Here is a 14,453-nt window from a genome sequence, read left to right as displayed (position 1 = left end):
CCGGTCTTCTCAGGCCTTCTTGGCCGCTTCGCGGTATACGAGCAGCGGCGGCTTGTTTTCTTCGATGGTGGATTCGTCCACCACCACCTTCTCGACATTGCTCGTATTGGGCAGGTCGAACATCGTACCGATCAGCGATTGCTCCAGGATGGAACGCAGGCCCCGGGCGCCTGTCTTGCGTGCCAGCGCCTTGCGGGCAATGGCTTTCAGGGCTGCGGGGCGGATTTCGAGGTCCACACCTTCCATCGCCAGGAGTTTGCTGTACTGCTTGACCAGCGCATTCTTGGGCTCGGTCAGTATCTGCACCAAGGCGTCTTCGCTCAGCTCAGCCAGGGCCGTCACCACAGGCATACGTCCCACCAGCTCAGGAATCAGGCCGAACTTGATCAGGTCTTCGGGCTCGATCTCGGTGAACACCTCGGTCAGCGAACGCTGCTTCTTGCTCTTGACCGAAGCGCCGAACCCGATACCCGAGGCCTCGGTGCGGTTCTCGATGACCTTCTCCAACCCTGCGAACGCACCACCGCAGATGAACAGGATGTTGGTCGTGTCGATCTGCAGAAAGTCCTGGTTGGGGTGCTTGCGACCACCTTGTGGTGGCACGCTGGCCATGGTGCCTTCGATGAGCTTGAGCAGCGCCTGCTGTACGCCCTCACCCGACACATCACGCGTGATGCTGGGGTTATCCGACTTGCGCGAGATCTTGTCGATCTCGTCGATGTAGACGATGCCACGCTGAGCGCGCTCGACCTCGTAGTTGCAGCTTTGCAGCAGCTTCTGGACGATGTTTTCCACATCCTCGCCCACATAGCCGGCCTCGGTCAGCGTGGTGGCGTCGGCCATCACAAACGGTACGTCCAGCATGCGCGCCAGGGTCTGGGCCAGCAACGTCTTGCCAGAGCCCGTGGGGCCAATCAGCAGGATGTTGCTCTTGGACAGCTCCACATCGTCCTTGTGGGCCTTGTCCTTGTGGCGCAGGCGCTTGTAGTGGTTGTACACCGCGACCGCCAGCGTGCGCTTGGCCACGTCCTGGCCAATCACGTAGTTGTCAAGGTTGGTCTTGATCTCGACCGGCGTGGGCAGGTCGCTGCGACCTTCGCGGGCCAGATCACCGGCCGGCAGTTCGTCGCGGATGATCTCGTTGCACAGGTCAATGCACTCGTCGCAGATAAAGACCGACGGACCGGCGATCAGCTTCTTCACTTCGTGCTGGCTTTTGCCGCAGAAAGAGCAGTAAAGGGTTTTTTCGCTGGAAGAGCCTTTTTTCTCGGCCATGGGGGCAATGCCTTGCTTGTTTCGGAAAGTTGTCGGGATGATAACCAAATAAAAAACGGCGTCTTCCCCACGGGAAAACGCCGCTTCATCGCCCTCGGGCGATCAGGCGCGTTGGCTGATCACCTGATCGACCAAACCATAGTCCTTGGCCTCGTCGGCCGACAGGAAATAGTCACGCTCGGTATCACGCTGGATCTTCTCCAGAGGCTGGCCGGTACGCTCGGCCAGGATCTTGTTGAGCTGCTCGCGGGTCTTGAGAATCTCACGGGCGTGGATCTCGATCTCGGTCGCCTGGCCTTGCATGCCACCCAAAGGTTGGTGGATCATGACCTTGGAGTTGGGCAGCGCAAAACGCTTGCCCTTGGCCCCAGCTGCCAGCAGGAACGCGCCCATGCTCGCCGCCATGCCGGTGCACAAGGTCGAGACATCGGGCTTGATGAAGTTCATGGTGTCAAAAATCGCCATGCCTGCGCTCACCGAACCGCCCGGGGAATTGATGTAGAACGAAATGTCCTTGTCAGGGTTTTCGCTCTCCAGAAACAGCAGTTGCGCCACCACGAGGTTGGCGGTCTGGTCATTGACCGGACCCACCAGAAAAATCACGCGCTCCTTGAGCAGGCGCGAGTAGATGTCATAGGACCGTTCGCCACGGCCCGACTGCTCGATGACCATGGGGACCATGCCCAGGCCTTGTGTTTCCAATGCGCTCATGTATTTCTCCAGTCAAGCAGGTACTGTACCCAGAAATGAATTGGGGCTTGTGCACGAAAGCACAAGCCCCTGGTGTGTCTTGACAACCAAAACTGGGCGATTGCACAAGGCAAGCCGCCCAGCCAGGGCCTATCAGCCCTGTTGCGCCATCAGGTCGTCGAAGGAGATGGCCTTCTCGACCACCTTGGCCTTGGACAGCACGAAGTCGGTCACGTTGTTTTCGATGACAACGGCTTCGACTTCGGCCAGGCGCTGTCGATCACCGAAGTACCAGCGCACCACGTCTTCGGGCTTCTCGTAGCTGGCAGCCAATTCGTCGATGTGGGCCTTGAGCTGCTCAGGCTTGGCCTGCAGTTCGTTGGCACGCACCAGCTCGGCCAGCACCAGGCCCAGGCGCACGCGGCGCTCAGCCTGGGGGCGGAACACGTCTTCAGGGATTTCGGCCTTGTCGGCGTCTTTGATGCCGCGTTGCTTGAGCTCCGCGCGGGCACCTTCGAGCAGACGGGCGATCTCGGCCTGGATGCTGGAGTTGGGCAGATCCAGCTCAGCCTTTGACACCAGGGCGTCCATCACGGCAGCCTTGTTGCGGGCCAGCAAGCGGAACTTGACTTCACGCTCCAGGTTCTTCTTGATGTCGGCGCGCAAGCCTTCAACGGAACCGTCGGCAATGCCCAGCGACTTGGCCAGGGCGTCGTTCACTTCAGGCAGGTGGGCGGCTTCGATCTTCTTGATCGTCACGAGGAAGTCGGCCGTCTTGCCGGCGACATCCTTGCCGTGGTATTCGGCGGGGAATGCCAGGGGGAAGGTCTTGCTTTCGCCAGACTTCATGCCACGCACGGCGTCTTCGAACTCCTTGAGCATCTGGCCTTCGCCGACCAGGAACTGGAAGTCTTCAGCCTTGCCGCCGTCAAATGGCTCGCCGTCGATCTTGCCTTCGAAGTCCACGGTCACGCGATCGCCGTCTTGGGCAGCGGCGTCAATGGCGCGCTGGGCGAAGCTGCGGCGCTGCTTGCGCAGGATGTCGATGGTCTTGTCGATGGCGCTGTCCGTCACTTCGGACGACAGTTTTTCGACTTCGGCGTCCGACAGGTCAGCAATCTTGACTTCGGGGAACACTTCAAAGATGGCGTCAAAAGTCACCTGACCTTCGGGTGCGCCTTCTTTTTCGGTGATACGGGGCTGGCCAGCTACACGCAGGTTGGCTTCGTTCGCAGCCACGGCAAACGCCTCACCCACCTTGTCGTTCAGCACTTCGTACTGCACCGAGTAACCATAGCGCTGGGCCACCACGTTCATGGGCACCTTGCCGGGACGGAAACCGTCCATCTTGACCGTACGGGCCAGGCGCTTGAGGCGCGTGTCCACTTCGGACTGGATCAGGGTGACGGGCACGCTCAGAGTGATCTTGCGCTCGAGCTTCTCAAGGGTTTCAACAGTAACGGCCATGGCTATTCCTCTTATGAATGTGGATCGTGCTGGCTGCAGCGCAGCAGCGCCGTGTTCCGCAAAGTCTCACATGGGTGGTGCGCGGGGGGGGACTCGAACCCCCACACCATTGCTGGCGTCAGGACCTAAACCTGGTGCGTCTACCAATTTCGCCACCCGCGCGGTTCTACAAACAAACAGGCGGCAACCTCAGCTGCCGCCTGCGTGAAATCGGTCAACCTTCTATTTTACCTGATGCGGACGCCCCATCGGTCAAGCAACACCAGGAACGTCTGGCGCAGGCCGTTTGACGCGGAACCAGGCAGCGTACATCGCAGGCAGCGCCAGCAATGTGAGCACCGTGGCCACCACCAGCCCGCCCATGATCGCCACGGCCATCGGGCCCCAGAACACGCTGCGCGACAGCGGGATCATGGCCAGTACGGCGGCAGCGGCCGTGAGCACAATGGGACGCAGACGGCGCACGGCCGACTCAACGATGGCATCCCAGGCAGGCACGCCCCGAGCGCGGTCTTGCTCGATCTGGTCGATCAGAATCACCGAATTGCGCTGGATCATGCCCATGAGCGCAATCACCCCCAGCAGCGCCACAAAGCCGAAGGGACGGTTGAGCAGCAGCAGTGCGGCCGACACCCCCGCAATTCCGAGGAACCCGGTGATGTACACCAGGAACGCACGGCTGAAGCTGTGCAATTGCAGCATCAACAACGTGAACACCAGGAACAGCATGACGGGAACCCCCGCCACGATGGAGCTGGTGCCCTTGGAACTCTCCTCCACCGCGCCGGCCACTTCGATGCGATAGGCCCCCTGCCCTGCAGCGTGCCATTTGCCCTCGATCTCCTTCAGTGCAGGCTGCAGCGCCGCCGTCACGGTCGCGCCCTGCAGGCCCTCGGTCACGTCGCCCTGCACGGTGATAGCGTAGTCGCGGTTTTCGCGCCACATCACGCCCGGCTCCCAGGTGAACACGGGCTTGGCGATCTGCGTGAGCGGGATCGACTTGCCCGAGGCCGTGGGCAGATAGGCGTTGGCAATGTCGGTGATGGCGTTGCGCTCATCCAGCGGCTGGCGCAGCAAGATGTCGATGAGCTTGTCACCCTCGCGGTACTGCCCCACCTGCGTACCCGACAGAATGGTTTTGGACGCCTGCGCGATGGACTGGCTGGTCACGCCCAGGGCGCGCGCCTTGGCCTGGTCCACTTCCAGGCGCAGCACCTTCACGGACTCGTTCCAGTTGTCGTTCACGCCACGCATGTTGGGGTTCTGCCGCAGCTGGGCCTTGACCTCGTCCGCACGCTCGCGCAGCACCAGCGGGTCGGGGCCCACCACGCGGAACTGCACGGGGTAAGGCACTGGCGGGCCGTTGGGCAACAGCTTGACGCGCCCGCGCACTTCCGGGAACTCCTGCGCCAGCAGCGCGGGCAGCTTCACACGCAGCGATTCGCGCACCTTCAGGTCCTGCGGCACCACGATGAACTGCGACACGTTGCTCTGCGGGAACACCTGGTCCAGCGGCAGATAAAACCGTGGCACGCCAGAGCCCACCCACGTGCTTACCGTGTTCACGCCTGGCTCGGACAGCAGGCGCTGCTCCACGCGCTTGGTGACGGCCTCGTTGCCCGCGAACGATGTGCCTTCGGGGAACCAGATGTCCACCATGATCTCGGGCCGGCTGGAATCCGGGAAGAACTGCTGCTGCACCTTGCCCATGCCGACAATGCCCAGCGCAAACGTCAGCACCGTGGCACCAATGGTCAGCCAACGGTGCTGCACGCACCAGTCCACCAGGCGGCGGAAGCTGCGGTAGAACGGGCTGTCAAAGACCTCGTGCGGGTCGTCCGTGATGCCCTTGTTGGCCTGAGCGGCCAAGACGTGAGGCGGCACCTTGAGCAGCAGCGTGCCGAGGTAAGGAACGAAGTAGACCGACACGAACCAGCTGAGCACCAGCGCAATCACCGTCACGGCAAAAATCGCAAACGTGTATTCGCCCGTGGTGGACTTGGCCAAGCCGATGGGCAAAAAGCCCGCCGCCGTGATCAGCGTGCCGGTGAGCATCGGCATGGCCGTGATCTCGTAGGCAAACGTGGCGGCGCGCACCTTGTCGTAGCCCTCTTCGAGCTTGAGCACCATCATCTCCACCGCAATGATGGCGTCGTCCACCAGCAGGCCCAGCGCAATGATGAGCGAGCCCAGCGAGATCTTGTGCAGCCCGATGCCCCAGTACCACATGGCCAGGAAGGTCACGGCCAGCACCAGCGGGATGGTGATGCCCACCACCAGCCCCGGGCGGGGGTCGATGTACCAGCGCTTCCACAGCGGCTGGTTGCCGGGGCGTTTGTGCAGGCCCAGCGCAATGAAGCTCACAGCCAGCACGATCACCACGGCCTCGATCAGCACCTTGACGAACTCATTCACCGAGGTGGATACGGCCTTGGGCTGGTCTTGCACGTTGACCAGCTTCACGCCCGCTGGCAGCGTGCCAGCGATGCGGTCGGTGGTGGTGTGCAGGGCCTTGCCCAACGCAATGATGTCGCCGCCCTTGGCCATGGAGACACCCAGCGCAATCACCTCGCGCCCCTGGTGGCGCACCTTGACGGTGGCCGGGTCCACATATCCGCGCTTGACTTCAGCGATATCTCCCAGGCGCAATTGCGCACCCGACGGGCCACGGATCGGCATCGCGCGCAGGTCCTCGATGGCGTTGAACTGGCCTTGCACGCGCACCTGCACCTGGTCTTGCGGGGTCTGAATGCTGCCCGCGCTCTCCACGGCGTTTTGCTGGCCCAGCTGGGCCAGCACCTGGTTCATGTCCAAGCCCAGTTGCGACAGCCGCTTTTGCGAGATCTCGATGAAGAGTTTTTCGTCCTGCACGCCAAATAGCTCGACCTTGGCCACATCAGGCACGCGCAGCAGCTGCTGGCGCGCGTCATCGGCAAACTGCTTGAGCTCTGCGTAACTGAAGCCCTCGGACTCCAGCGCGTAGATCACGCCATACACATCGCCAAAGTCGTCGTTGAAGAACGGGCCCTGGATGCCCTGCGGCAAGGTATAGCGCATGTCGCCCACCTTCTTGCGCACGCTGTACCAGACGTTGGCCACGTCGCCGGGTTTGGACGAGTCCTTGATCTGGAAAATGATCTGCGACTCGCCGGGCTTGGAGTAGCTGCGGATCTTGTCGGCATACGGCACCTCTTGCAGCGTGCGCTCGATCTTGTCGGTGACCTGCTCGGCCACCTGCTGCGCCGTGGCGCCGGGCCAGTAGGTGCGCACCACCATGGCGCGGAAGGTGAACGGCGGGTCTTCGTCCTGCCCCAGCTGGAAGTAGGCCGCAAAGCCCAGCAGCATCAACACCACCATGAGGTAGCGGGTGAGCGCGGGATGGTCGAGCGCCCATTTGGAGAGGTTGAACCCCTCTTTGGGTTGGATTTGCGTCATGGCGGGCCTCAGTTGGCGGCGGACGCCGTGGCGGTGGCGGGTGCTGCGGGCGCCACAGGGGCGGCCGGGGCGGATGGCACCGCAGGCAACGCTACAGATTCAGGAGCTGTTTGCGCTTTATTCACGGGCTCTTGCGCCACTTTTGGCTGGTATACCGCCACTTTTTGACCTGGCGACAACACATGCACGCCGGTAGCCACCACCTGCATACCTGGGGTCAGGCCCCCAGCCACCACCGCGTCGTTGCCGTCGGCCGTGGCAATCTGCACCACTTGCGACTTGACGGTGCTGGTCGCGGGGTCGTACACCCACACGGCCGTGGACTGGCCCTCTTGCCGCAGCGCGCTGGTGGGCAGCTTGATGGCGGCAATGCCCGCATGGCTCAACGCCTTGGGCGTAGCGTACACGGTAGCGCCCAGCGCAGGGGCGTCGGCAGCGTCAATGGCCACCTTGACCTGGAAGGTGCGGGTGGCAGGGTCGGCGCTGGCAGCCACTTCGCGCACGCGGCCCGTCAGGGTCGCGCCGCCAGACCAGCCGCGCACGGCGACCTCGGAGCCTGTCGTGATCTGCGCCACCTTGTCCTCGGGCACGGCAAACACCACGTCACGCGGGCCGTTCTGCGCAATGCGCACCACCGGCGCACCGGCCGACACCACCTGGCCCGGCTCTGCGTCAATGCCCGTCACCACGCCCGACACATCGGCCACCAGCGTGGTGTAGGCCGTCTGGTTGCCCTGCGACGACAGCTGCGCGCGCGCCTGGTCCAGCGTGGCCTGCGCCGCCTTGAGCGTGGCCTCGCGGCGCTCCAGTTCGGCGCCGCTGATGAAGTTCTGGTCCTTGAGCGCCTGGTAGCGCTTGAGGTCTGCCGCCGCCAGGTCACGCTGCGTGGTGGCCGATGCCAGTTGCGCACGCGCCGCATCAGCCGCCAGTTGGTAGTCCTTGGGGTCCAGTTGCGCCAGCACCTGCCCCGCCTTCACACGCTGGCCCAGCTCGGCCTGGCGCTGCACGATCTTGCCCGCTACGCGAAAGCCCAGGCGCGACTCCACCCGCGCACGCACCTCGCCCGAATACTCCAGGCTGGACTGCAAGGCACCCACGCCCACCGTGAGCAGCTTGACGGAGCGCACAGGCTCCTCGGGCGGTGCGGGACGCGAACAGGCGGCCAGCACGGTAGCGGTGGCCAGCACCAGCAAAAGCCTGGAATGCCGTGAAGAGGGCCGCAAGGCGGAGGATGTGCGCATGGGAAATCCGGTGAATAAAGAGGGGGCCACAAGGATCAACAAGCAAAACGCAGGCCGGAACGCCTGCGCCGCGACGGTACACCAGGCGACTGCTGACAAACTGCCCGCCGTCGCGCAGGGAGCTTGTGAACAAACGCAGGGGCCAGCCGCCTTGTCCCCCATTAGATTGGTTCTTACGGTTACTGACTGACCGGTTAGTAATCTATGAGAAGCCCCTGACCTTGTCAAGCGACAATCCAGGGTGTGAACGACCGTCCTAGCCCCTCCCCCCATTCCGGCGCAGCCTCCACGCCGCAGCCCACTGCGACTGACGCGGTGGCCCCCCCTGTCACCCATTACGAAAACTTCCCCGTCGCGTCGCTGCTGTGCCCACCCCACCTGCGCCAGCCGATTGCCGCCATCTACGGTTTTGCGCGCACGGCGGACGACATTGCCGACGAGGGCGATGCACCAGCCGCCGCCCGCCTGGCGGACCTGGCAGCCTACCGGACCGACCTGCACGCCATCGCCCAGGGCGGTGCCCCCTCGGCCCGCTGGGCCAGCGTGTTCCTGCCGCTGCAAGGCGTGTTGCGCAGCCACCAGTTGCCCGTGCAGTTGCTGGAGGACCTGCTGAGCGCATTTGCTCAGGACGTCGAAAAAACCCGTGACGGCGAAGGTTATGCCGACCGCGCCGAGCTGCTGGACTACTGCCGCCGCTCGGCCAACCCCGTGGGACGGCTGCTGCTGCACCTGTATGGCGTGCACGACAACGAGGCGCTGCACCAGAGCGACGCCATCTGCACCGCGCTGCAGCTCATCAACTTCTGGCAGGACCTGTCCGTGGACATCCCCCGGAGCCGCCATTACCTGCCGCGCGCCGACTGCATGGCCCACGGTGCCAGCCAGGCCGAGCTGCTGGCCCTGCAAAGCAACCGCGAAAACGCCCGCCTGATTGCCGACTGCGCCCACTGGGCCCGCGCCACCATGCGCAGCGGCGCCCCGCTGGTGCACCGCCTGCCCGGCCGGGCGGGCTGGGAGCTGCGACTGGTGGTGCAAGGCGGCCTGCGCATCCTCGACAAGGTCGATGCCCTCCAGGGAGGCAGCCTGCACACCCGGCCCAAGCTCCGTGGGTGGGACTGGTGCGTGATGCTGGGCCGCGCGCTGGTGATGTAAGAAAGATTCATGGGCCACAAGGCGGGCTCGCACTCTGGCGCGCAAGGGAAAAAATATTGCCAAAAATGCCTGTAGCGCAATACCTACCTGCGCTACAAGCTATTTAATTGATAGCAAAATACTGCTATATCCCTTGCCCTTGGTCCGTGGGGGCAGGGATAGCGAGCATGCCCCGGCCACCGCACCCGGTTAGCCTCGCGGCCACCGTGGCAGGGCGGCGGCCAGCGCCCCACCCTGCCGGCCCGTGCCCGCACGCCACAAGCGCTGCGGCACTCTCCAGAACCAACGGGTGCTACCCACCATGTCTGTCAGCGTTTTCGACCTCTTCAAGATCGGCATCGGGCCGTCCAGCTCCCACACCGTGGGGCCCATGATTGCGGCGCGGCAGTTTGCCTGCCATGTGCGCGACACCGTCGGCCTGGCGGCGGTGCACCAGGTGACGGTGGAGCTGTTCGGCTCTCTCTCGGCCACCGGCGTGGGCCACGGCACCGACCGCGCCGTACTGCTGGGCCTGGCCGGGTACGAGCCAGACCACATCGACCCCGACCAGATCGACTCCACCATCGCGCAAATCCGCCAGAGCGGCACGCTAACGCTGCTGGGCGAGTACCCCGTGCCGTTTGTCGAAAAAGACCACCTGCTGTTTCGCCGCAAAAGCCTGCCGCTGCATCCCAATGGCATGGCGTTCCACGCGCACAATGCGCAGGGTCAGGCCATTGCACAGCGGGACTACTACTCGGTGGGCGGCGGCTTTGTGGTGGATGCAGCGGGCCAGCGCGTGCTCAATACCGCCGCCAGTGCCGGGCCCGACGCCGCAGGCCACGGCCAGGGCCTGCCGCACCCATTTCGCACCGGGGCCGAGCTGCTGGCGCAGTGCCGGGCCACCGGCCTGAGCGTGGCCCAGCTCATGGCCGCCAACGAGCAACACTGGCGCAGCCCGGCCGAAGTGCGGCGCCAGCTGCTGGCCATCTGGCAGACCATGGCGGGCGCCGTGCAGCGCGGCTGCGCCAGCACCGGCACCCTGCCCGGCCCCCTGCATGTGCGCCGCCGCGCAGCCGAGCTGCACAAAAACCTGAGCCGCTCGCCCGAGGCCGCGCTGCGCGACCCGCTGTCGATGCTGGACTGGGTCAACCTGTACGCCATGGCCGTGAACGAAGAAAACGCCGCAGGCGGCCGCGTGGTGACGGCGCCCACCAACGGCGCGGCGGGCGTGATACCGGCCGTGCTGCACTACTACGTCAACTTTCTGCAGGGCCCCATCCCGGCCAACGACGACGGCATCGCCACCTTTTTACTCACCGCAGGCGCCATCGGCATCATCTACAAAGAGAACGCATCGCTCTCCGGGGCCGAGGTGGGCTGCCAGGGCGAGGTGGGCGTGGCCTGCTCCATGGCCGCTGGCGCGCTGGCCGCCGTGATGGGCGGCACGCCCGAGCAGGTGGAGAACGCTGCCGAGATCGGCATGGAGCACAACCTGGGCATGACCTGCGACCCCGTGGGCGGGCTGGTGCAGATCCCCTGCATCGAACGCAACGCCATGGGCGCCATCAAGGCCATCAACGCCGCCCGCATGGCACTGCGCGGTGACGGCCAGCACGTGGTCTCCCTCGACAAGGTGATCAAGACCATGATGCAGACCGGCGCAGACATGAAGAGCAAATACAAAGAGACGTCGCGCGGCGGGCTGGCAGTGAATGTGGTGGAGTGTTGAAGGGCTTGGCAAACATTCACTCCCAATTTCATAGCTACTAGCGCTTATCCATCAAGCGCTAGAGGCCAAAAACACTTCAAATCCGTGCACCCCGCCAGCCTCGGTGCGCCATGGGACAATCCCGCCCCATGACACCGCAGCAGTACGTACAGCAAAAAGCCGTGGCCTCGGGCAGCAGCTTCTATTACGCCTTTCTCTTTTTGCCCGCACCGCGTCGCGCGGCCATCACGGCGTTTTATGCGTTTTGCCGCGAGGTGGACGATGTGGTCGATGAAGTGAGCGACCCCGGCGTGGCCCGCACCAAGCTATCGTGGTGGCAGGCTGAAGTGGCCAAGGCCTACGCAGGCCAGCCCACACATCCCGTGATGCTGGCGCTGATGCCGCTGGCAGCGGACTACGGCATCGAGCAACGCCACCTGCAGGCCGTGATCGACGGCTGCCAGATGGACCTGGAGCAGACCCGCTACCTCGACTTTGCAGGCCTCAAGGGCTACTGCCACCTGGTGGCCGGCATCGTGGGGGAGGTGGCGGCGCGCATCTTTGGCCAGACCGACCCGCGCACCACCGAGTACGCCCACCGGCTGGGCCTGGCGTTCCAGCTCACCAACATCATCCGCGACGTGGGCGAAGACGCCATGCTGGGCCGCATCTACCTGCCAGTCAGCGAGCTGCAGCAGTTCGATGTGAAGGCGCACGAAATCCTCAAGCGCCAGTATTCAGACCGCTTCACCGCGCTGATGCGTTTTCAGGCCGAGCGCGCGCACAAGCTGTACGACGAGGCCTTTGCCCTGTTGCCCGATGTCGACCGCCGTGCCCAAAAACCCGGCCTGATGATGGCCAGCATCTACCGCACCTTGCTGCGCGAGATCGAGCACGAGAACTTCCAGGTGCTGCACCAGCGCATCCGCCTCACGCCGCTGCGCAAGTTCTGGCTGGCCTGGAAGATGCAAGCCCTGGGCAGGATGTAGCCGCAGCGTGGCCCCCCAGAAAATTGCCGTCATCGGTGCGGGCTGGGCCGGCATGGCCGCCGCCATCGCCCACGCGCAGGCAGGCCGCCAGGTCACCGTGTTCGAGGCTGCGCGCACGGTGGGCGGCCGCGCCCGCGCCGTGGCGGGTGTGCTGCCCGACGGCACCACGGCCACGCTGGACAACGGCCAGCACATCCTGATTGGCGCGTATGCCGAGAGCCTGCGCCTGATGCGCCTGGTGGGCGTAGACCCTGCCACCGCGCTGCTGCGCCTGCCGCTCACCCTACAGTTCCCGGACGGCCAGGGCCTGCAACTGCCCGACCTACCCCCGCCGCTGGATGCGCTGCTGGGCATCGTGCGTGCCAAAGGCTGGGGCTGGCCAGACAAGCTGGCCCTGCTGCGCACGGCCACCGCCTGGCAGTTGCGCGGCTTTCGCTGCGCGCCCCACACCTCGGTGGCTGAACTGTGCGCACCGCTCACGCCCCGGCTCATGGCCGAGTTCATCGATCCGCTGTGCGTGTCGGCACTCAACACCCCGGCACACGAGGCCAGCGGCCAGGTGTTTTTGCGGGTGCTGCAGGACAGCCTGTTCAGCGGGCGCGGCGGCTCCAACCTGCTGCTGCCGCGTGCGGACCTGGGCGCGTTGTTCCCTGAGGCCGCCGTGCGCTGGTTGTTGCAGCAGGGAGGCCAGGTCGTCACCGGCCAACGCATCCAGCGGCTGTTGCCCTTGCCCAGTGGGCGCTGGCAATTGGCAGGCGCGGCCCTTGGTGCGGACGAACCCGAAGCCTTTGATCACATCACCCTGGCCTGCCCGTCCTGGGAGGCCAGTCGCCTCGTCGAAGGCCTGGCAGGCACTGCAGGCCTGGCCAGCGCAGCCCGCTGGAGCGCCACCGCCAGCGCCCTGCGGTTTGAGGCCATCACCACCGTCTATGCCCACACCAGCGGCGCGCGCCTGCCCCAGCCCATGCTGGCGCTGCGCAACACCGCTGCGCACCCGGCGCAGTTCGTGTTCGACCGGGGGCAGCTCGACGGCCAGCACGGGTTGCTGGCCTTTGTGGTGAGCGCCAGCGACGGCGACCGGGCGCTCATCGAACAGCAGGTGCTGCAGCAAGCTGCCGTGCAGCTGGACATGCCCGGCCTGCGCCCCGTGCAAACCGTGGTCGAAAAGCGCGCCACTTTTGCGTGCACCCCCGGCCTGCAGCGGCCTGCCATGCAAGTGCTGCCGGGGCTGACGGCCTGCGGCGACTATGTGGAGGGCCCCTACCCGGCCACGCTCGAAGGCGCCGTGCTCAGCGGCACCGCCGTAGCGGCCTGCGCGGCAGCGGGTTGAGGCCAATCCGGCGGGGCCAGAGGGCTACCTCGGGTAACTACCAGCCCCGCTGACAGCATTCCGAAAGCACGGTCCAGGCACCATGGCGCCACACGCATACCGCATGCGCCTTTTTGGTCTTTTGGCCCTTTGGTCTTTTGGCCTTCTGTTTTGACGGAGACACCCCCATGCTTTCACACGAACACCCCGCCCTCTGGTCCCCCACACGCCGCCACCTGTTGGGAGCCAGTGGCGCCCTTGCATTGGGAGGCCTGCTGCCCGCCGGTGCCTCCGCCCAGGCCGCCTGGCCCTCCAAGTCGGTGCGTTTTGTGGTGCCGTTTGCACCGGGCGGCAGTTCGGAGATCGTGGCCCGCTCCACCGCCGCCGAGCTGGGCAAGACGCTGGGCCAGAGCGTGTACGTGGACAACAAGCCTGGTGCGGCCGGCAACATCGCCATGGGTGAAGTGGCCCGCTCCGACGACCAGCACACGCTGATCCTGGGCCACATCGGCACGCTGGCCGTCAACCCCTTCATCTTCGACAAGCTGCCCTACGACGCCAACAAGGACTTCAAGCCCGTGAGCCTGCTGGCCAAGGTGCCCAGCCTGTACGTGGTGCACCCCGACGTGCCCGCCAAGAACCTCAAGGAGTTCATCGCCTATGCCAAGAAGAACCCGGCCAAGCTCAGCTATGGCTCGGCAGGCAACGGCAGTGCAGGCCACCTGGCGTTTGAATACCTCAAGATGACCGCCGAGATCTTCATGCTGCACGTGCCCTACCGTGGCACCGGCCCCATGATGACGGACCTGCTCTCGGGCCGCCTTGACGCCGCTGCCGTGGGCGCCGCAGCCCTGCTGCCCTTCATCAAGGCGGGCAAGGTGCGCTGCATCGCTACCGGCTCCACCCAGCGCCTGCCGCAGCTGCCCGATGTGCCCACCGTAGCCGAGCAGGGCTTCCCAGGTTTTGAGATGACGCAGTGGTACGGCATGCTGGCCCCGGCCACCCTGCCCAAGGAGCACCTGGACAAGCTGGCCATCGAAACCGCCAAGGCCGTGAAGGCGCCCGACGCCCTCAAGCGCCTTAACGGCGACGCCGCCGAAGCCATTGGCGGCACGCCAGCGCAATTTGCCCAGTTCATTGCGTCAGAGCAGGCGCGCTGGCAAAAGGTGATCAAGCGCGCGCAGGTGAAACCAGATTGAGACAGG

10 protein-coding genes and 1 tRNA gene are annotated in these 14,453 nt (G+C 64.9%); 5 read left to right on the top strand and 6 right to left on the bottom strand.

The genetic code is table 11. The annotated features are described in order from the left end of the window. Window positions 1–9 precede the first annotated feature (9 nt). From clpX to OIN59_RS22930, 6 genes are all read right to left on the bottom strand, one after another. Window positions 10–1,275, bottom strand: a complete 1,266-nt coding sequence (gene clpX / locus OIN59_RS22955) for an ATP-dependent Clp protease ATP-binding subunit ClpX (RefSeq protein ID WP_010460566.1) — start codon at window positions 1,273–1,275, stop codon at window positions 10–12. A gap of 102 nt (window positions 1,276–1,377) precedes the next feature. After that, the gene (gene clpP, locus OIN59_RS22950; protein ID WP_015014885.1) at window positions 1,378–1,986 is read right to left on the bottom strand and encodes an ATP-dependent Clp endopeptidase proteolytic subunit ClpP; all 609 of its coding nucleotides are present in this window, start codon (window positions 1,984–1,986) and stop codon (window positions 1,378–1,380) included. A gap of 132 nt (window positions 1,987–2,118) precedes the next feature. After that, window positions 2,119–3,432 carry a trigger factor gene (tig, locus tag OIN59_RS22945; protein WP_274114239.1) on the bottom strand — a complete coding sequence of 438 codons (1,314 nt, stop codon included), beginning with the start codon at window positions 3,430–3,432 and terminating at the stop codon, window positions 2,119–2,121. Between the two features lie 75 nt (window positions 3,433–3,507). Next, window positions 3,508–3,594, bottom strand: a tRNA-Leu gene (locus OIN59_RS22940). A 90-nt stretch (window positions 3,595–3,684) separates the two neighbouring features. Beyond that, window positions 3,685–6,867, bottom strand: coding sequence for an efflux RND transporter permease subunit (locus tag OIN59_RS22935; RefSeq protein ID WP_274114237.1), 3,183 nt, complete (start codon window positions 6,865–6,867; stop codon window positions 3,685–3,687). Between the two features lie 8 nt (window positions 6,868–6,875). Continuing rightward, window positions 6,876–8,108 (bottom strand): efflux RND transporter periplasmic adaptor subunit, encoded by a 1,233-nt coding sequence (locus tag OIN59_RS22930; protein ID WP_274114235.1) that lies wholly within the window; start codon window positions 8,106–8,108, stop codon window positions 6,876–6,878. A gap of 243 nt (window positions 8,109–8,351) precedes the next feature. Here OIN59_RS22930 and hpnC point away from each other — a divergent pair, with 243 nt between their 5' ends. From hpnC to OIN59_RS22905, 5 genes are all read left to right on the top strand, one after another. After that, the gene (gene hpnC, locus OIN59_RS22925) at window positions 8,352–9,260 is read left to right on the top strand and encodes a squalene synthase HpnC (protein ID WP_407655136.1); all 909 of its coding nucleotides are present in this window, start codon (window positions 8,352–8,354) and stop codon (window positions 9,258–9,260) included. A gap of 301 nt (window positions 9,261–9,561) precedes the next feature. Further along, complete coding sequence (locus tag OIN59_RS22920; protein ID WP_274114233.1) at window positions 9,562–10,971, top strand: L-serine ammonia-lyase; 1,410 nt, start codon at window positions 9,562–9,564, stop codon at window positions 10,969–10,971. Window positions 10,972–11,099: 128 nt separating this feature from the next. After that, window positions 11,100–11,939, top strand: coding sequence for a presqualene diphosphate synthase HpnD (hpnD, locus tag OIN59_RS22915; protein ID WP_274114231.1), 840 nt, complete (start codon window positions 11,100–11,102; stop codon window positions 11,937–11,939). 52 nt (window positions 11,940–11,991) lie between these two features. Beyond that, window positions 11,992–13,269 (top strand): hydroxysqualene dehydroxylase HpnE, encoded by a 1,278-nt coding sequence (hpnE, locus tag OIN59_RS22910; protein ID WP_407655137.1) that lies wholly within the window; start codon window positions 11,992–11,994, stop codon window positions 13,267–13,269. A gap of 167 nt (window positions 13,270–13,436) precedes the next feature. Continuing rightward, entirely contained in the window at window positions 13,437–14,447 is a 1,011-nt protein-coding gene (locus OIN59_RS22905; protein WP_274114227.1) for a Bug family tripartite tricarboxylate transporter substrate binding protein, read from the top strand. Window positions 14,448–14,453 lie beyond the last annotated feature (6 nt).

Origin of the sequence: Acidovorax benzenivorans (assembly GCF_028680575.1) — a bacterium.
Lineage (GTDB): Bacteria > Pseudomonadota > Gammaproteobacteria > Burkholderiales > Burkholderiaceae_C > Acidovorax > Acidovorax benzenivorans.
The sequence above is the reverse complement of the archived record's forward strand: the minus strand, read 5'-3'. Positions and strand labels throughout refer to the sequence as shown.

Excerpts from the sequence above, each read along its gene's own strand:
- clpX (WP_010460566.1), bottom strand. The coding sequence starts at position 1,275 with ATGGCCGAGAAAAAAGGCTCTTCCAGCGAAAAAACCCTTTACTGCTCT.
- clpP (WP_015014885.1), bottom strand. The coding sequence starts at position 1,986 with ATGAGCGCATTGGAAACACAAGGCCTGGGCATGGTCCCCATGGTCATC.
- tig (WP_274114239.1), bottom strand. The coding sequence starts at position 3,432 with ATGGCCGTTACTGTTGAAACCCTTGAGAAGCTCGAGCGCAAGATCACT.
- OIN59_RS22935 (WP_274114237.1), bottom strand. The coding sequence starts at position 6,867 with ATGACGCAAATCCAACCCAAAGAGGGGTTCAACCTCTCCAAATGGGCG.
- OIN59_RS22930 (WP_274114235.1), bottom strand. The coding sequence starts at position 8,108 with ATGCGCACATCCTCCGCCTTGCGGCCCTCTTCACGGCATTCCAGGCTT.
- OIN59_RS22920 (WP_274114233.1), top strand. The coding sequence starts at position 9,562 with ATGTCTGTCAGCGTTTTCGACCTCTTCAAGATCGGCATCGGGCCGTCC.
- hpnD (WP_274114231.1), top strand. The coding sequence starts at position 11,100 with ATGACACCGCAGCAGTACGTACAGCAAAAAGCCGTGGCCTCGGGCAGC.
- hpnE (WP_407655137.1), top strand. The coding sequence starts at position 11,992 with ATGGCCGCCGCCATCGCCCACGCGCAGGCAGGCCGCCAGGTCACCGTG.
- OIN59_RS22905 (WP_274114227.1), top strand. The coding sequence starts at position 13,437 with ATGCTTTCACACGAACACCCCGCCCTCTGGTCCCCCACACGCCGCCAC.